Raw genomic sequence first — 18518 nt, forward strand, 5'->3', positions numbered from 1 at the left:
TCCTTCGGTTGGATGTGACATGGGTGAAAAACTGCCTCTTAACGGCGCGGCTCGGGAATCGCACTTGCCGTGTCGGTGATCATGCGGGCGCCGCCGTTGTCGGCAAACCATTGGCCAAGGTCGGCCGAGCCGCCGACCAGGAAGGTGGCGCGTTCCAGTCCCTGTTTGCCGACCTTGACCGGGAACGACTTCATGTAGATGGCGTCGGCGCCCATCTGCAAGACCTTGGCGAGCAGCGTGTCGGCCAGCGTGGCAAACAGCGCCGACGTGGCGTCGTCGCGCGCTTCCTGCGAGACGTTGGGCGTGTCGTGGTTGGCCACGGACAGTTGGCCGGCCGCGACGGCGGCGCGCACGGCGGCGCCGCACGCGGCCAGGGTGGGTGGCGCCGGCGGCGGGCTTTCCTTCTTCTTGCCGAACAAGCCGCCGGACGCTGGCGCCGCCTTCGGCGCCAGCGACTGCAGCGCGGCCGCCAGGTCGCCGCTGATCTCCACGCCGGCTACCTCGTCGAGGGTCAGCGTGCCCTCGTACTTCAGTGTCAGCACGCCCGCTTCGCCGCGAAAGGCACGCAGCGCCGCAGCCTTTTCGCTCGTGGTCAGCGTCTCGCTGAAGACCGCGCGGTTGGCCGCCGTTGCCGACGCCGGCTGCGGGCCGATGGCATGCGCCGCCTGCGCGTCGGCATGCAGCGTGAGCGTGGCCGTCACATCGGACAATTCGGCGCTGGTCAGCGTGACGGCGCCGAGCTTTGGATAGCGCTGTGCGATGCTGGCCAGAACTGCATCCAGATCGCTCGCCTCGGCGCGCCAGACGCTTTGCAGCGACAGCACGGCGCCGTCGGCGCTCGCGAGCAGCGCCGGCTTGGCGCTGTCCTGGCTGGTTTCAATGGTTGGCGCTGGCGGGATGACGGCAAAGCTGCCGCCGCCGTCCGGACCGATGGGAAAGCAATACAGTGCGTCGACATAAAAGCCTTGCGGTAGCTGGTTCATGAGGCGAGTACTCCTTGGGGTGAGGGCATTGCTTCGGCGCGGGCGCCATCGTCATCGATGCCGATGACCAGTGCGCGCTCTGGCGGGAGGAAGGCGGACCATGGCGCCGATGCGTCTTCCCGATCGCTGTACACGCGAAAGCGATAGCGGTTGTTGAACATGCTGCTGGCGAAATAATTCAATTGGCTGGTGGGCGTGGCCGTCGAAAATTCCAGCAGCACGGAATTGGCGTCGGCGTTTTCTGGCAAAAATTCCAGCTGTACGCAGGTGCTGCCGGCGTGAAAGCGTACTTCGACCGGCACCGCCTGCGGTCCGTACTGACTGAACGCCGTCTGTTCCAGCGTCACCGAGTGGCATGGCAGGTCGAGCGTGATGGTGTTCGCGGGGGCGCTTATGTTGTGCGCGACGACGCACAGGCGCGCCGCGTCGGCGGTGGCGCATACGAGGAAGGAGGCACTGGGGCAGTTGCGCTCCAGGGTCGCCGCCAGGCGGCCCGGGTCCGCCGCCGCGCCGCGCAATCCGACTGTCACGACGGCTTCTTCCAGCAGGGCCGCCGCGGCGCTCACCGTCACGATGCGCATCGGCGAGGGGAGCGCGCCGGCGTCGATGAACAGGTAATCGTCGCTGGCATCGCGCCAAGGCCCATCGATGACGTCGTCGTACTGGACCACGGTCAGGCTGACGCGATAGGGTTGCTTCGATTCCACGAGGGCATAACGCAAGTCGAGGCAGGCGGCTTGCGGCTGTGACGGATACAGGTCAAGCGAGTACGGGGTTGACCTGCCGGAAGCGGCTTCGGCGGCGGTCACTTGCAGGTTGACGGTAATCTGTTCGCAGTTGCGCAGTTGCTCGGGCATTCCCGAAGCGACCGTTACCCGCCGTGTCAACAGTTGATCGGGCAGCCGTGGAATGCGCGTAAACGTGCTCACCTTATCGCGCGTCACGCTGCTCTTGAGAACACTGAACGGGTCGTAGCGCAGCGCTACCGGCACGGCGCCGAGGCACGGTGTGCGCAGGTCCCAATTCGTGCAAGCGGCCACGCCGGTGGCGGGCAGGTCAAGGCTGATATACGGCCCGTCGTCGATACGGCGGCAAGGCATGTAGCGGCCGAACGCCAGGCGCAGGCGCGCCGCCAGCGCCAGCGCGAGCTGCGGGGCGGCCGCGCCGCCAACGGTGGCGCTGAAGGTGAACAGGCCACTGGGCGGGGCGGTCAGATACCTGATCAACGCGGCAAACGGCATGCCCGCGCCGTTGCCGTCCAGGGCCTGTCGCAATGCCCGCAGCGTGGCCCCGGTGTCGAAGCGCACCTGGAGATCGAGGCGCGGGAGCATGGCGGCCACTTCGCATTCGATGGCGGCGCGCACCACAGTCAGGTTGCCGTGGTCCAGGGCACCGTAAAACAAGAGCGCGGTGTCCGCCGGGAGGCGGGCATTGAGCGTGGCGCGCCCGGCGTCTTGCCACGCGAATGGGGCCGAGACATGGGTGTCGTTCAGTTCAAAGTGCACATGGCAGCCAGTGGTGAATGTGCACGGCAGCAGCGCCGCGCCGCTGCCGGCCGCCTTGAGCGCCTCGCAGGCAGGGGCCAGGTCGCAGCTCTTTTCCAGGCCCATGGTCAGCATGGCGTACTGGCACTCGTCCGCACTTTCAATATTTTGATCGGAAATGAATTCGAGGTGGAAGTCGGGTGTGCCGTCCAACTTGCTCGCCAGGCGAGCCGCCTTTGGCACGGCAAAACGCAGGCCCGGATCGTCATAGGCGCCCAGCAAATCAAAGTTTTCCGTCTTGATGATGCTTTGCCAGTCGGGCATCCCTTGGGCGGCAGTCATTATTGGTGAGTCCATGGTCGTTCCTGCCGCGTGAGCGGGGTGAGTGACATCAGCGGATGTCGGGCGTGGGTCGGAAGGTCGTTCACTGCTGTGAGTAACTGGTGATGAAGCGGACCCGGCTTATGCCATGGGTGACGTGTTCATTCACTGTACGGAAGCGACACTGGGCGGATAAGTATCAGGCTGTTACATGTCGGGACGGGGCGCGCCGGGCGCATGAGCGGCAACCGCTTCCTGCCGCGGCGCCGCTCGACCCTGACAGATCTGATGCTGGCCACGCGCTGGCCTGGAACGGTCGCGCGCCGGGCCAAAGGGGGCAGTCAGCCGAATTGCCCGTTCCGCATAAATGGCCGTCAATTAGCGCCCGAAGAAAATGTAGCGCCGCCACCCCGATTTTTTAGAAACCCTACTACAACGCTTGGCCATCGAAATATTTTTTAAACAGCCAAGATTTTTATGTTCTAATATTTACAAGGAGACATTCAAAGAACAGGCGCACGTTTCAACGGCGATGCCTGTCGCGGATGTGCTGGATCGTCTATTCAATTTTCCGGGGATCTTATGCATTGTGTATTCATATACTTCATGCCAGGATGCAGCCATGAATAAGATTCTGGGAATATTCTCCGGACCGGCGGTCAAAGTCGCGGTGATCCAGTTATGTATACTTCACAATCAAACTGAAAAGAACCTGGAAGCCGCAGTCAAGCTGATCCACGAAGCCAAACTGGCCTCGCCCGACATCGTCTGCCTGCCGGCCGCCTTCGCCACCGGCTTGAATTTCCCCTCCTTGAAACGCGATGCGCAAACCATCGACGGTCCTATCGTCACCACTCTGCGGGCGCTGGCGGCGTCGCTCGGCATCGCCCTGGTGTTCGGCTTGCTCGAACGCGACGGCAACGATATTTACGATGCTGCCGTGTATATAGACGAATCCGGCACAATTGCCGGACGCTACAGGAGAAACAGCATCTGGGATGGCGAGCGCGATTATATTTCGCGCGGCGATCCGGCCCCGCTTATCGATAGCCGGCATGGCAAGATCGGATTGCTGGTTAGTTATGATGTGCGTTTCCCTGAGGCATCAAGGGGGTATTTCACAGAGAATGTCGATATCATCATCTGTGTTGCCAGCCTGTTCCATATTTATGGTTTTGCAGTCGAATCTTTATGCCGGGCCAGGGCCGCCGATAATGCCTGCTATTTCGTCTTTTGCAGTTGTGTTGGCGAAAATGGTTTTGCCATGCTGGAATATATGGGCGGCAGTCTGGTCGCCGATGGAACGGTCATGAAAGTCGATGAGAATCGCGAACTCGACTTGCTCGCCCGCGCAGGCCAAAGGCAGCAAATCGTGCATGCCGACCTCTTGATCCGCCGCAAAAACAAGATTGGCAAGGAGCTTCCCTACAAAGCCGACTATCTCGACAATTGGCAGCGGCCTGTGCACGGAGAATTGCAGGCATGAACGAGTTCGCGCCGAGCCGCGCCATGTCGTGCCGCTTATGGATGATCGACCTGTACCGCCAGATCTATTGGGACATGGTGCAGTTCTTCCGCTATCGCCTGATCGTCGTCTCCACCATGCTGACCTCGGTCTCCATGGTCCTGTCCTTCGGGTTCGGCACCTCGCACGTGCAGGCCATGGGGCAGGGGGGATCGAGCTACTTCGCCTTTGCCCTGCCCGGCATCGTGGGGGTCGGCATCATGTTCAGCTGCACCTACACCATCGGCTACGCCTTCATCGTCGACCACAACCGCCGCGCGATGGAAGATATCGTCCTCTCGCCGCTGTCGTATGGCGGCTTCCTGCTGGGCCGCCTGATCGGGATGATGCTTAAATGTTCCCTGCAGTTCATCGCGGTCTTGCTGCTGGCGTCATGGATGTTCGGCGTCCACGTGGGCTTGCCGTGGCGCTTGCTGCTCGGCTTTGTCAGCGCCTGCCTGTTTTTCGGGGGCTTCGGCATCGTCGTGGCCTGCTTTACCAACGAAGTCTCGTTTGCCAGCGTGGTCAACCTGGTGCTGATACCGCTGACCTATATGTGCGGCGTGTTCTTCCCGCTCGAAAATTTCGGCTCGGCCCAATCGCTGATTTCGTGGCTGCCGCTCTCGGCCCAGGTCGACGTGCTGCGCTCGGCCATTTCGGGGGCGGCCGCCACCAGTTTCGCGCATAGCGCCAGCTTGTCGCTCGTGTACGCCGTGCTCATGATGGGAGGAGCGCTGTATGTTTTCAAGCACCGTGTCACCCGCCGCTAGCCTGCCAGCCGCCGTCCCGGCAGCGGGCGTGTCGCCTGTGCTGGAAGTGTGCGGCTTGCGCGCGGCGATCAACCAGCGCTTCGCCATCGCGGGTGTCGACTTTAGCCTGGGTCGCGGCGAGACCATCGCCATCATCGGCCGCAACGGTTCGGGAAAATCGTCGCTGCTTCGTTTGCTGTCCGGGCTGGCAAGTCCGGATGCGGGAGCGGTGCGCATCGCCGGCCATGCCAGCACCGACTGGAACAAGACCGCGCGCCATCTGGGACTGGTGCAGCAATCGAAGGAGATGCCGGCCCATACCACGGTAGGCGAGTATGTCTTGCAGCAGATCGATCTGCGCCGCGCGCGGCGCGACAGCGCACCGCGCTTGCTGGCCATGGCTGGCCTGAGCGACTTCCTGAAGCACGATGTGGCGGCTTTGTCAGGCGGCAACCGGCGCAAGCTGCACATCCTGTGCGCGCTGGCGCATGGTCCCGACCTGCTGCTGGCCGACGAGCCTTGCGCCGGTCTCGATGCGCAGTTCCAGAGCGAGGTGATCGACTATTTGAACGAGCTCAAACAGCAACTGGGCATGAGCGTGGTGATCGCCACGCATCAGCTGGAAGAAGTCGAGGCGCTGGCCGACCTGGTCGGCGTGATGGAGGGCGGGCGCCTGGTGCGCCTCGAACGGCGCAACCGGGAACACCGCGCGGACGGCCCCGCGAGCGATACATTGGCGCTCGACTTCGCCGACCGTACGCTGGTGGCGCAGCAGTGGACCCGCCTGGCCAGCCTGTTGCACGCGCTGCCTTACGTGGTCGATGCCACGCGCGAGGGCGAACGGGTGGCGCTACGCTGCCGCAGCGGCGACGCCGCGCTGCTGTCGAGGACGGTCGGCGCGCTCGCCGAGCACGAAATTCATCTTCGCAACATCAAGTGGGCCGAGCCCGGAATGAAGGAATTGATTCAGGGGCGTGGCATGGGCGATCGCTGGCAGAGGGCAGTGCGGTCGGAATAGTGGACGGTCGTGTAGCAAACAACGAGGAGAGACCTGTGATCAGCAATAACCGGGATTTGCCGTTTTGGAAAGAATATCCAGAGCGGGACAGCGAATGGGTTCGGCAATATCCGACCAAGCACGTTGCGGTTTCCGAAGAAGATGTGTTTCGCAAAGAGCCAATGGGCTTTTATGTCCATATCCCGTTTTGCAACCGGCTCTGTTTCAGCTGCCCCTACATCAAGCACCAGACCGACAAGAGCGTCACCCAGCGCTACGTCGATGCCTTGAAAAAGGAAATGTCGAACTATGCCGCGCGGCCGTATGTGAAAGAGCATCAGCTGACGGTCGGCTACATCGGCGGCGGCACCCCGACCGCCCTCAGCACCGAGCAACTGGTCGACTTGCTGACCCATATGAAGGCCGAGTTCGACATGAAGCCGGGCCTGGAAATCTCCACCGAATCGACCCCGCTCGATATCTCGGAACAAAAGGCCAGCGCCCTGCTCGAACATGGCGTGAACCGCATCAGCCTGGGCGTGCAAACCTTCATCGACCAGGAACTCGAAGACCTCGGCAGGGCCGGCAACGCGGCCATGATCATCGATGCGATCAAGATGCTGCAACGGATCGGCGTGCCGCGCATCAATATCGACCTGATGCATGGCCTGAACGGGCAAACCATGGAAAGCTGGCATCAAAGCTTGCAGACCGCGGTCGACCTGGGCGTTTCCAGCGTGTCCTTCTATACGTATATGGAGTTCGCCCAGATCAGCACCAAGCGCCGCAAGCTGCCGCCCGTGCCGCCGCGCGAAACGGTCGACGAGATGTTCATCTACGCCGCCGAATTCCTGACCAGGAATGGCTACGAAGGTTACTTCGGCGACTGCTTCGCCTTGCCGGGCCAGCGCCCGGCCTACGGCAGCGTCACCTGGACCGAGGAATTCCCGATCATCCCGATGGGTCCCACGGCCACCGGGCACTTGAAGGATTACTGGTATTTCAACGAACCGAGCATCGAGCTGTATATCGAGGCCGTGAATGCCGGCCGCCTGCCGATCGCCATGGGCAAGCAGATCAGCGCGGAAGAATCGCTGCGCCGCGCCGTAATGCTGGGCATTAAATCGTCGCGCCTGGACCGCCAGCGCTTTCGCGAACTGCACGGGGTCGACTTCGCCCACCTGTTCCCGGAAGAAATCGCCGACCTGCAAGCGAAGGGCCTGGTGCGCCTGACCGACGAGGCCATGGAAGTGGTGGGGCCGAAGGGCTGGTACTACATGGACAACATTTCCAAGGCGTTCTATTCGAAGGAATTCCGGCGCTACCCGCAACACCTGGGCGCCAATATTTCTCCCTTCATCATCAAGGCCGCCTGATTCCACAAGGAGTACACCAACATGATCAATGCAACCCTCTTTGATTTGGAAAATCGTGTCCCGCAGGTCAAGCCGTTTTCATCGATCGACGAAGTCCGCAGCTACGACCTGGGCATGCGCAAGTCGGCGCTGGTGGCCTACCTCAAGCCGGCCAAGCGCATCCTGAGCTACTGCAATGAAAGCAACCGCGACCTGTTCGAGGTCGGCACCGGCACCGGCCTGCTGTCGCTGTATGTGGGGGGCAAACGGCCCGAGCACATCATCTCGAGCGTCGAAGAAAACGTCACCCTGCTGGAGGTGGCGGAAGAAAACCTGAGCCTGAGCGTCTGGTGTACCGCGCCGAGCAATATCGAGTTCGAGCTGTGCAAACTGCACAAGTTTCCCTTTGCGAATGCCAGCGCCGATATCGTCTACTCGTTTTCTTCCATGCATTTGTGGAAAAAGCCGGTCGAGACCCTCAAGGAGATCAGCCGCATCTGCAAGCCGGGCGGCGTGGTGCTCCTGTTCGACACCAACCGCCATGCGGAAGAGGGGCATATCACCTTCGTGCTGCAATTCGTCAAGGAAGGCGCGAACGAGTTCATGGATTCGCTGCGCGCCTCCTACAGCCCGCGCGAGGTCAAGGACTTGCTGGCCCAGGCCGGGCTGTCCGAGTGGCGCGTGTATGAGGACGAACTGGGCCTGGTGGTGTCCTCGGTGGTGCTGGACGACCTGGAGGAATGCCCGTGAACGACCGCGCCCCGACCGTGGAGCAAGCCATCGTCGCTTGCTTCGAGAAAGTCCTGGCGGCGTTCGGATCGAGCTTCGCCCTGATGTACTTCGGACCGGAATGGTTCTACACCGATGACGACGGGCGCGACCCGCCGCCGCCTGTGGCCCCCGTTCCGCACGACAACCGCCTACACTGAGACCGCCCTATGAAAGTCGGAATCGTACAGCTGGACTGCAAGATCAATCGCAGCGACAGTAATATGCGGCGCGCCGAGCGCTATATCGAACAGGCCATCGAGGCCGGCGTCGACCTCGTTTGCCTGCCTGAAGCCTTCCTTACCTCGGGCAATATCCTGGAAGTGGCCGACGTCGCCGTGGTCATCCCGGGCGCCGCCACCGAGGCCCTGGGGGCGCTGGCGCGCAAGGGGGGCATCAGCATCATCGCCGGCCTGCTCGAAAAGGATGGCGAGGCCTACTACAGCACCGCCGTCTTGATCGGGCCCGACGGCGCCATCGCCGCCAGTTACCGGCGCGTGCACTGCTTCGAGATGGAACGCAAGTACCTCGCCTGCGGCGACCAGTTCGCCTGCATCGATACCCCGCACGGGCGCATCGGCCTGATCCTCGGCTACGACCTGAACTTCCCGGAAACCTGCCGCGCCCTGTACCAGGAAAAGGTGGACATCATCTTTTGCCCGGCCTTGATTCCGGAGCAGTTCTCGTACGTGACCAACCAGCTCCTGACCACCCGCGCCATCGAGAACCAGTGTTTCATCGTGTTCGTCTCCGGGGTCGGCACGAATGTGTATGCGGGCTTTAACTACATGGGCGAGAGCTGCGTCGTGGCCGACCCCCTGTTTCTCGAAGATGAGCTGTTCGACTTCGTCGACGGCGGCGAAACCCTGCTCAGGCTCAACCAGGACGAACAATTCCAGGTCATCGAACTGGACGTCGGGCGCCTGCAGCGCTACCGGGAAACCCGTTCCCTGATCGGCGATACCCAGCCCGACGTCTATCTGAACAGTTGGCAAGGCATCCATAGCCGCGCGGCTCTTTCCGGCAGTAACTCATAACCAGGCCCATCATGCGAATTCTCTTGATCTCAACCAACAAGATCCGTGTGCCGCGGCCTGCGCTCCCGATCGGGGTCGCCTACATCAGCGCGGCGTTGAAGGCGGCCGGCCACGAGGTGCACATGCTCGACTTGCTGTGGGAGCCGCGCGAACTGAAGGCGGTGCTGTCGACCTTGCAGGAAATCAAGCCCGACGTGGTGGGCATCGCCATCCGCAATCTCGACAATCTCACCTTCATCGATCCGGTGTTCTTCGGCCCGATCACGCACAAGATCGTGCAGTGCGTGCGCAAGTACTCGACGGCCTACGTGGTCATGGGCGGCAGCGGCTTTTCGGTCGAGCCGAAAGACATGTTCCAGTACGCGCGCCCCGATTTCGGCATCGCGGGGGAGGGCGAGGATGCGATTGTCGAATTGCTGGACTATCTGCAGACCGGCAAAGGCAGCCTGACCACCATCTCCGGGCTGTGCTACATCGATCCGGCCACCGGCTACTTCCACCAGAACCCGACCCTGGGCAAGGTCAATGTCAAGCTGCTCGTACCCGACCGCAGCATTTACGATCCGCGCTACTTCGAGGAAACGGTGGCCGCCGCCACCGACCTGACCCGCGACTACCAGCCGGCCATTGAAACCTTGCAAACCAAGCGCGGCTGCAAGCTGCATTGCTCGTACTGCATCATCAAGAAGACGGAAGGGCGCGGCAACCGCTTCAAGGACCCGCGCGAAGTGGTGGAAGAAATCCGCATGGCAATGCTGACCAATCCGATGGTGCGCGAATTCGAGATCGTCGACGCCACCTTCAACTATCCGCTCGACTATGCCATGGAAGTGTGCGAAGAAATCGTGCGCGCCGAGCTGAACGTGCCCTGGTACTGCCAGCTCACCCCGAATGCGATCACGCCCGAGTTCGTCAACCTGCTGGAACGGGCCGGCTGCATCCGGGTCGACCTGGGCACCGATTCGTTCTCGGACGCCTCGCTGGAACAGTTGATGAAGGGCTTCGACATGGCCAAGGTGGTCGAAGTCGACCAACTTTTACAGAAAAGCAAGGTTGAATTCACCCATTGCGTGTTCCTCGGCGGCCCCGGCGAGGGTTCGCGCGAATTGCGCGAATCGGTGCTGGCCCCGACCAAGTACCTCAAGCCGAACCAGATCTACGCCAACCTGGGCATCCGCATCCTCAGCGACACCAAGCTGCAGCGCATCGCCGTGAAGAATGGCTTGATCGAAGAAGACCACAATATGTTCATTCCCACCTTCTATGTCGAGCCGGAGCTGCTGGAAGACCCGGCCACCCTCACTTTTGTCCGCGATATGTACTTGCAAAACAAGAACTGGTATCTGTGGTGGGGCTTGAAGGGCCAGGATCTGTACCAGCGCAGCAGGGAAACCATCAAGCGGGTCGACGACATGCACAAGGAATACCGGCATGCGATGCAGGGCGTCGAGCCGCTGATCCTGCCGCCGGTCAAGGCGCCGATCGCGACCCAGGTGCGCTTCATGCCGATGCCCCAGCAGGCGCCGGCGGCATGAGGCACGCGGCCATCATCGCCGAGCTGGAAAGCGCACTGGAGGCGGGCGCGTCGGCGCAGCTGGCGCTCTCCTTGCAGCGCTACTTTCCCGAGCCGATCCGCCTGCTCGGCGTATCGAACACCGAGGTGGTGAAAATCGCCGCCCAGGCGTTCGCGCGCCATGCCGCGCTCTCGCCCGACGAGTGGCTGGCGCTGGCCGATCATTTCGCGCACTCGCATGCGTATCACGAGCACTTCATCCTGGCCTCGGCGCTGGTGGCGAAAGTGGCGCCGGGTTTGGACGACGAAGGGCGGCTGCTGGACCGCTTCCAGGCCTGGCTGGAGGCCGACGTGAGCAACTGGGCGCAATGCGACGACCTGTGCATCAAGCCGCTCTACGTTTACCTCAAGCGCCGTCCGCACTTGCTGGAACGGATTTACGCCTGGGGCCAGTCCGACAGTCCGTGGTGCCGCCGGGCGTCCAACGTGGCCCTGGTCAAATTCGTCGGCCGCAGCGAAAATTTTGATCTTGAACAGATGTTCGCCAACTGCAAGCGCCTGCTCGCCGATGGCGACCCCTACGTGCAAAAAGGGATCGGCTGGATGCTGAAGGTGGCCAGCCAGTACGAATTGCAGCCGGTACTGGCCTTCGTGCGCAAGCACTTGTCGCTGATGGAGCGCCCGACCCTGCGCTACGCCATCGAAAAGCTGCCGGCCGAGATGCGGCGCACCTTCACGCAAGCTTGATCAGTCACAGAATTGAAAGGGTAACAAATGCACATACATGCCTATCAGCACCGGGCCGGTTTGAATTGCGAGACAACGTGCATGCGCAACGTGCTGGCCGTGCACGGGGTGGAATTTTCCGAGGAAGTCTTGCTCGGCCTCGATGGCGGTTTCGGCTTCGGCTACTTCGAGCGGCGCGACAACGGGCCCGATATCGTCATCGGCCGCCAGCAGATCTTTTCCGGGCAGGCGCTGCGCCTGCTCGGCGTGCGGGCCAGGAGTTTGCAGGGCAGCGGCGCGGCCATCCTGCTCGATCAACTCAAGCTGGAGCGCCCGGTCATCGCGCGCGTCGACCTGAGCGAACTGCCGTACTGGAACAGTCACGGCGGTGCGCCGTTCGGCGGCTATTTCATCAACCTGGTGGGCCACGACGACGGCCAGTTCACGGTGTCGGACGCCGGCTTTCCGGAACTGCAAACCATCAGCGAGGACGCATTGAACCGGGCGCGCACCAGCAAGCGTTCGCCGCCGATCAATCCGGAGCGCTGGTGCCACGTCATCGAATCGGTGTGCGGCACGCCCGACCTGGCCCGGGTCGGCTACTTCGCGGTCGAAAATTGCGTGCGCGACGTGCTCAAGCCCAGCATCGGCAATCTCGGCCTGCCAGGCCTGAAGCAGTTCGCCGCCGGGGTGCGCAACTGGTCGCGCACCAAGACTGGCACGGTGAAGATGCAATTGTGGTCCGACGGCGGGGTTCACGAGGTGTCGGCGCTGGCTTGCCAGCTGCAGAGCCTGGGACGGGCGATCGAAGTGTTCGGCACTGGCGGCGGCTTGTTCCGGCCCATGTGGAGCCGCTTCCTGCACACCTTCGGCGACCTGGTCGGCGACGAACGCCTGCTCGACGCCGCCCGGACCATGACGTCCAGCGCCCACCTGTGGACCATGCTCGGCCGCAACCTGCTCGAGGTCGCCCCGGAGAGCAGCCAGGCCGCGCTGGACCAGCAACTGGCCGCACTGGTCGAGACGATCGATCGTATTTACCAGCTCGAGCGCAAGGCCATGGACGGCCTGAGGTCGATCCGGCCGCTGGCCACGCGGGTGCCGCCCGCCGCCGCCCACCTCAACACCACTTCCAACTTCGCCTGAGAAAGCAAGCTGCCATGGCCAAAGACACCATCCGCCTGGACGGCGTGCGCACCCACAACCTGAAAGGGGTGAGCCTGCGGATCCCGAAAAATCAGTTGGTGGTCGTGACCGGCGTGTCGGGCTCCGGCAAGTCCTCGCTGATCTTCGACACCTTGTACAAGTACGCCAAGGCGCTCTACCTGGGCGCGCTCGGCAGCGCCAATATGGACGCCGGCGAGAGCGACTACCAGGTCGAGCAGATCGGTGGGGTGCAGGCGCCGGTGGCGCTGGAACAATCGACCCGGCGCCTGTCCAACCCGCGCTCCACGGTCGGGACCCTGCTCGGCATCGAGCGCTCGCTGCGGGTCCTGTTCGCCCGCTGCGGCGCGCCGGCCTGCCCGGCGTGCCTCGGACCGGTCGATGCGCGCCTGCAGTGCGGCGCCTGCGGCTGCATTGCCGAGCCGCTCACCCCCAGCCACTTCAGCGCCAACCGCAAGGAAGGCATGTGCCTCGAATGCAATGGCATGGGACGGGTGACGGCGTTCAGCGAAGAGAAGGTGGTGCCGGACCGCGCGCGCAGCCTGACCTGGATCTGGGACAATGCGGTCGGCGGCACCTACAGCATTCCCAACGTGCGCAAGGTGTTCGAGGCCATGTGCGCCGACAAGGGCATCGCGCTGGACGTGCCCTACGACAGCTTGAGCGAGGCGCAGCGCGCGATGGTGCTGCATGGCTGCGACGATACCTACTTCGTCTCGGTCGGCAAGGTATCGAACAATATGCGCTTTGACGGCATCCTCGGCTACCTCGACAAGCAGTACCGCAATACCTCGTCCGCCACCCGCCGCGTGGCGCTCGAATCCTACCTGGGCGAATCGCATTGCACGGCCTGCGGCGGCGCCCGCCTGCGGCCGGAGTCGCTGGCCGTCAGGATCGCCGGCTACACCATCGCCGAGCTGCAGCAAGTGTCGGCCCGCCAGTTGGGCGAGACCTTGCAGGCGCTGGCCGGGAGCCTGGCGCTGTCGCCGGCCGCCGCCGAGGTGTTGCGCCTGTGCCTGACACAGTGCCGCAACCTCAGCGATGTGGGCTTGCCGTACCTGACCCTGGCGCGCAAGGTCACCTCCCTGTCCGATGGCGAGCTGCAGCGCATCCTGCTGGCCCAGCATGTCGCCTCCGACCTGAGCGGCGTGATGTATATATTGGATGAGCCGTCCATCGGCCTGCATGAACGCGATACCCGCAAGCTGTTGTCGGTGCTGACCCAACTGCGCGACATGGGCAACAGCGTGATCGTCATCGAGCACGACGAGACCATCATCCGCGCCGCCGACTGGCTGATCGAGATCGGACCGGGCGCGGGGCAGGACGGCGGCCAGGTGGTGTTCGAGGGCAGCTTTGCCGACATGCGCGCCAGCGCCGCCAGCCTCACCGCGCGCTGCCTGGCGCAGCCCCTTGGCCAGCGCCCCCGGCGCGACCTGTCCGGCGCGCCATGGTTTACTGTCGCGCCCAGCAACCGCAACAACCTCAAGGCCGCCAGCGCCAGCTTCCCGTTCAATGCGCTCACCTGCGTGACGGGTGTGTCGGGCGCCGGCAAAAGCAGCCTGGTGCGCAGTGTCTACGAGCAGGCCGTGCGCGCCATGGACGCCGCGCCGGCCGGCGAGTCCAAGCCATCCAAGGCCGCCAGGGGCGCCAGGGGCGCGGCCAGGACGGCCGGGCGCTTCGACAGTGTCGTCAACGTCGAGCAAAAGCCGATCGGCCGCTCCACCCGCAGCACCATCGCGACCTATATCGGCATCAGCGACGATATCCGCGACCTGTTCGCCGCCCATCCGCAAGCGGCGGCAGCCGACCTCGGGCGCGCGCACTTCAGCACCAATGTCGCGGGCGGGCGCTGCGAAACCTGCAAAGGCCAGGGCGAGGTGGAAGTCGATATGCACTTCCTCAAGAGCGACTATGTGGAATGCCCGGAATGCAATGGCATGCAATTTCATGAGGACGTGCTGGCGATCCGTTGGGAAGGCAAGAATATCCATGAACTGCTGGCCCTGTCGGCCAACGAGGCGCTCGGCTTTTTCGCTGGGCACGACCAGCCCCAGTGCGAGCGCATCGGCAAGGCGCTCGGCCTGTTGAAGCAATTCGGCATCGCCTACCTGACGCTGGGGCAGTCGACCACGAGCTTGTCCGGCGGCGAGGCGCAGCGCATCAACCTGGTCGCCGAACTGGCCGCCAAGAAGGCCGGGCACACGCTGTACATCTTCGACGAACCGACGCGCGGCCTGCACATGGCCGACCTGGCGCACCTGACGCGCATGGTCGATAGCTTGCTGGCCCAGGGACATACGGTACTGATGATCGAACACAATATGGACATGATCTGGCTGGCCGATCACGTCATCGATGTCGGTCCCGAGGGCGGGGAGCAGGGCGGCAACGTGCTCTACAGCGGCAGCATCGATGGCTTGCTCGAATGCGCGGCCAGCTATACGGGACGCTACCTGGCCCAGTACCGGGACCAGCGCAGCGGCGCGGCGTCGGCGCCGACGGCGGCGTCTTCGGCAGCGCGCGACGGCTTGCCGGCCCGCACCAGCGCCACGCTGGCCCAGGCCGGTGCGCTGCATTTCCCCGCGCCGGACCAATTCCAGCACACCTGGGATGCGGTCACGAACCTGGCCGATTCGGTGCGCGACAGCGACAGCGCCGCGCTGCTGACCGAGTTCCTGGGCGAAGCTGCCGGCAGCGAGCAACTCAGCGGCCTGGACCAGGTACACCACGCGGCCATCTATCTCGGCGATTACGAGAACGACCAGGATGTGTTCGCCTGGTTCGCCTTCCTCGACCAGTTGGCCCGCGCCGGCCTGGTGCGCGGCGTCGAGCACGGCCCGTCCTATATCGCGCCCAAGCAATACGGCACCCCGGGCTGGTGGGCATCGCTGGAACGGGCGGACGGCTTCGTGATCGAGATGTTCTGCTGCCGTGCCTTCGGCCCATGGCTGGAACGCACCCCCGTCCAGCGCGCCCGCCTGATGTCGCACGCCGCGCTGGCCGTCAGCGAACGCGAGCAAGTGCTGCCGACCCTGCAAGCGCTGGCGCGCTCCCAGCCGCAGGTGGAACTGATCGCCTTCACCGAAGGCGATGAGCTCGGTCACTGCTATGGACACTTACGCAACAACCACAACAATTTTGTCATTGAGCTGGTCCATAGCCATGGGGCGGCACGGGAGAATATTCATGTCTGAAGTTAAGTTCAAGCCCTTCTCGGGCGTGCATTGCGAATCGACCATGCTGGTCAACCTGCTGGGGCAGCAAGGCATCGCCCTGTCCGAAGACATGGTGTTCGGGCTTGGCATGGGCCTGTCCTACATCCACTGGCAATCGAGCGGCATGCCCTATCCCTTCATCGGGGGGCGGGTCAAGCCCGACCTGCTGGCGGAAAACCTGTCCGCCGTGCTGGGCGTGAAGTTCGATGTGCGCGAGTCGTCCTCGGACTCGCGCGCCATGAACAATGCGCTCGGCGCACTCGAAGAAGGCAAGCTGGTCGGACTCAAGCTCGATCACTACTATCTGGAGTATTTCCAGGAAAAGGCGGTGCATTTCCACGCCCACTACGCCACCATGTACAAGGCCGACGAGCAGGGCGCCTGGCTGGTCGACACCGAGGATGCCAAAGGCGGCGGCTATACCAGTTTCGACAGCCTGACCGAAGCGCGCTCCGCCAAGGGACCGATGAGCTCGAAAAGCCTGTCGGTGACGGTGGCTGACGGCCCGTGGCTGCCCGAACTGCGCGAGCACCTGGCGGCCAGGCTGCCGACCGCCTTCTTCATCGCGCTGGCCGCCAACGCGCATACCTACCTCAATCCACCCATCAAGAACATGGGGTACAAGGGCATCCTGACGACCAGCGAAAAGATCACGAGCTGGCTCGACGAGATCGACAACCCGGGCGAATCGCTGCCGATCATCGCCATGCTGATGGAGCGCGCCGGTACCGGCGGGGGCATGTTCCGGAAAATCTACGCGCGCTTCCTCCAGCAGGGCTGCAAACTGACCGGCGTCAAGGCGCTGGCCCCCGCAGCCAAGGAGTTCGACGCCATCGCCGCCCTGTGGACCGAGGTGGCGCAATTGATCGAGCGCGCAGGCAAGAGCGGCAGCAAGGACGCCCTGGCCAGCGCCAGCAAGCTGCTGGCCGAGATTTCCGCGCGCGAGCAGGCCCAGTTCACGGTGCTCGAAGCGCTGGCGCGCGAGGCCATCGACAAGGCGCCGTCGACTGAAGGAGCGCGGCAATGAACAAGCCGGTCAACAGCACGCCGGCCGATGGCGCGGCCCGCATCCTGGACACGCTGCGCATGCGCGAGCGCATCGCGGCCCAGGTCGATGCGCTATTCACGATGCAGAGCGCGCCCTTTCGCCAGTGGCAGGGCGAGGCCCTGCATGCCGCCGTCGCCCACGCGGCCGACGCCTCGCCGTTCTACCGCAGCCATCTGGCGAGCGGCGCGCCCGCTTTCTTGCGCTCCGGCGAGGTCAAGGACTTCACCGCCTTGCCTTTCACGACCCGCCAGCATTTGCATGAAGCGTATCCCTTCGGCATGCTGGCAGTGAGCCAGGATGCGCTGGTGCGCTTCGGCGAAAGTTCGGGCACCAGCAGCGGCACCTCGATCGCGGCCTTCTTCACCGCCGAGGATTGGTTCACCAACAACTGCACGGTGGCGCACATGCTGCAGCAGGTATTGACGCCGCACGACGTGGTGGCGGTCGCCGTGCCCTATGAACTGGCCGGCGTCGGCCAGGACCTGGACCGCGCCCTGGAACTGATCGGCTGCACCGTGGTGGCGCTGGGCGCGTCGCCCCAGTTCTGCCCGCCCGAGCGCATGGTGCGCATCCTGCGCGACGCCGGCGTGACGGCGCTGATCTGTTCCGGCACGCGCGCGCTGCACCTGTCCGAAGTGGCGCAGCAACTGGGCATCGACCCGCGCCGGGACCTGAAAGTGAGCAAGCTCTTGTGCGCGGGCGAGGGCTCCTCGCCAGCCAAGCAAGTCATCCTGCGCGAAACCTGGGGAGCGGAAACCTTCGCCATGTTCGGCATGACCGAGACCAATACCCTCGGCATGTTTTGCAGCGCCAATCAACTGCACCTGATCGAAAACCGCTCCTACTTCGAACTGGTCGATCCCGCCAGCGGCGTGCCGTGCGCGCCCGGCGTGGCCGGCGAGCTGGTGGTGACGACACTCAGTTCGCGCGCCTTGCCCCTGATCCGCTACCGTACCGGCGACCTGGTGCATATCGAGCAGGCGCCGTGCACCTGCGGCTCGCCCTTCCACACCATGCGCCACATGGGCCGGGTGGCCGACCACATCGTGGTGCAGGGCCGCAGCATGAGCATGCTCGCGCTGGAACAGGATGTGCTGAGCGAGCTGGCCAGCGCCCCGTATCACTTCGGGGTCAAGGTGGTTGACGAGAAACTTCATATTGGCTTGACCGAGAACAATTACGGAGAAGAGGTGCGCGCGCGCGTCGCGGCCCGCTTCGTCGCCCAGCACGGCCTGGAAGTCAATTTCTTGCTGATGGACAAGGACAAAGTCGACAAGGCGGTGCGCAACGCCGTCAAGCCGACGATGCAGAGTATCTATCTCAACTGACGTGACACCCCGATGGAGAGAGCGACATGGCCACGATTGAACTACGTACCGCAATGAACGCCCCCGGCAAATTCTATGTCGACGATTCCTGTATCGACTGCATGGTTTGCAAGGACATGGCGCCGAACAACTTCGCTCTCGACACTGCCAGCGAGACGTATTACGTCTCGCGCCAGCCGGAAACGGAGCAGGAGCTCGACGATGTGACCGACGCCATGGATTCCTGTCCGTGCGCCGCGATCGGGGACGATGGCCCGGCGCCGGCCTGATGGCCGGCGCGGGCAGGGACACGGGTAGCGATGAAGTGGCGCCAGGCGGGCGCG

The 18518-nt window shown here is 63.6% G+C and carries 16 protein-coding genes; 14 read left to right on the forward strand and 2 right to left on the reverse strand.

Annotated elements, in window-relative coordinates:
* Window positions 1-38: 38 nt before the first annotated feature.
* On the reverse strand, window positions 39-983 hold the full coding sequence (locus tag F2P46_RS00190) for a hypothetical protein (RefSeq protein ID WP_166884141.1): 945 nt from the start codon (window positions 981-983) through the stop codon (window positions 39-41).
* Entirely contained in the window at window positions 980-2824 is a 1845-nt protein-coding gene (locus F2P46_RS00195; RefSeq protein WP_166884143.1) for a hypothetical protein, read from the reverse strand. The genes F2P46_RS00190 and F2P46_RS00195 overlap by 4 nt, the downstream gene beginning before the upstream one ends.
* A 586-nt stretch (window positions 2825-3410) precedes the next feature.
* Here F2P46_RS00195 and F2P46_RS00200 point away from each other — a divergent pair.
* From F2P46_RS00200 to F2P46_RS00265, 14 genes are all read left to right on the forward strand, one after another.
* Window positions 3411-4274 carry a carbon-nitrogen hydrolase family protein gene (locus F2P46_RS00200; protein ID WP_166884145.1) on the forward strand — a complete coding sequence of 288 codons (864 nt, stop codon included), beginning with the start codon at window positions 3411-3413 and terminating at the stop codon, window positions 4272-4274.
* The gene (locus F2P46_RS00205; RefSeq protein ID WP_208296464.1) at window positions 4271-5062 is read left to right on the forward strand and encodes an ABC transporter permease; all 792 of its coding nucleotides are present in this window, start codon (window positions 4271-4273) and stop codon (window positions 5060-5062) included. The genes F2P46_RS00200 and F2P46_RS00205 overlap by 4 nt, the downstream gene beginning before the upstream one ends.
* A complete protein-coding gene (locus tag F2P46_RS00210) occupies window positions 5031-6059 on the forward strand; it encodes an ABC transporter ATP-binding protein (RefSeq protein ID WP_166884147.1) in 1029 nt (342 codons plus the stop codon). Before F2P46_RS00205 ends, F2P46_RS00210 begins: the two co-directional genes overlap by 32 nt.
* A 161-nt stretch (window positions 6060-6220) precedes the next feature.
* Window positions 6221-7414 (forward strand): coproporphyrinogen-III oxidase family protein, encoded by a 1194-nt coding sequence (locus F2P46_RS00215; protein WP_208296465.1) that lies wholly within the window; start codon window positions 6221-6223, stop codon window positions 7412-7414.
* A 21-nt stretch (window positions 7415-7435) separates the two neighbouring features.
* Window positions 7436-8143: a class I SAM-dependent methyltransferase gene (locus F2P46_RS00220; RefSeq protein ID WP_166884151.1), complete on the forward strand. Its 708-nt coding sequence runs from the start codon at window positions 7436-7438 to the stop codon at window positions 8141-8143.
* Window positions 8140-8322, forward strand: coding sequence for a hypothetical protein (locus tag F2P46_RS00225; protein ID WP_166884153.1), 183 nt, complete (start codon window positions 8140-8142; stop codon window positions 8320-8322). Before F2P46_RS00220 ends, F2P46_RS00225 begins: the two co-directional genes overlap by 4 nt.
* Window positions 8323-8331: 9 nt before the next feature.
* On the forward strand, window positions 8332-9198 hold the full coding sequence (locus F2P46_RS00230) for a carbon-nitrogen hydrolase family protein (protein ID WP_166884155.1): 867 nt from the start codon (window positions 8332-8334) through the stop codon (window positions 9196-9198).
* Between the two features lie 11 nt (window positions 9199-9209).
* On the forward strand, window positions 9210-10733 hold the full coding sequence (locus tag F2P46_RS00235) for a radical SAM protein (RefSeq protein ID WP_166884157.1): 1524 nt from the start codon (window positions 9210-9212) through the stop codon (window positions 10731-10733).
* A complete protein-coding gene (locus F2P46_RS00240; RefSeq protein ID WP_166884159.1) occupies window positions 10730-11458 on the forward strand; it encodes a DNA alkylation repair protein in 729 nt (242 codons plus the stop codon). Before F2P46_RS00235 ends, F2P46_RS00240 begins: the two co-directional genes overlap by 4 nt.
* A gap of 27 nt (window positions 11459-11485) precedes the next feature.
* Window positions 11486-12583 carry a DUF4872 domain-containing protein gene (locus tag F2P46_RS00245; RefSeq protein WP_267875811.1) on the forward strand — a complete coding sequence of 366 codons (1098 nt, stop codon included), beginning with the start codon at window positions 11486-11488 and terminating at the stop codon, window positions 12581-12583.
* A gap of 14 nt (window positions 12584-12597) precedes the next feature.
* A complete protein-coding gene (locus F2P46_RS00250; protein WP_166884163.1) occupies window positions 12598-15798 on the forward strand; it encodes an excinuclease ABC subunit UvrA in 3201 nt (1066 codons plus the stop codon).
* Entirely contained in the window at window positions 15791-16846 is a 1056-nt protein-coding gene (locus F2P46_RS00255) for a BtrH N-terminal domain-containing protein (RefSeq protein WP_166884165.1), read from the forward strand. The genes F2P46_RS00250 and F2P46_RS00255 overlap by 8 nt, the downstream gene beginning before the upstream one ends.
* Window positions 16843-18195 (forward strand): phenylacetate--CoA ligase, encoded by a 1353-nt coding sequence (locus F2P46_RS00260; RefSeq protein ID WP_166884169.1) that lies wholly within the window; start codon window positions 16843-16845, stop codon window positions 18193-18195. The genes F2P46_RS00255 and F2P46_RS00260 overlap by 4 nt, the downstream gene beginning before the upstream one ends.
* Before the next feature lie 26 nt (window positions 18196-18221).
* On the forward strand, window positions 18222-18464 hold the full coding sequence (locus F2P46_RS00265; protein ID WP_166884171.1) for a ferredoxin: 243 nt from the start codon (window positions 18222-18224) through the stop codon (window positions 18462-18464).
* The last annotated feature ends 54 nt before the right edge of the window (window positions 18465-18518 follow it).

The organism is Massilia sp. CCM 8734 (assembly GCF_011682155.1).
In the GTDB taxonomy this organism is placed as follows: Bacteria; Pseudomonadota; Gammaproteobacteria; order Burkholderiales; family Burkholderiaceae_D; genus Telluria_A; species Telluria_A rubra.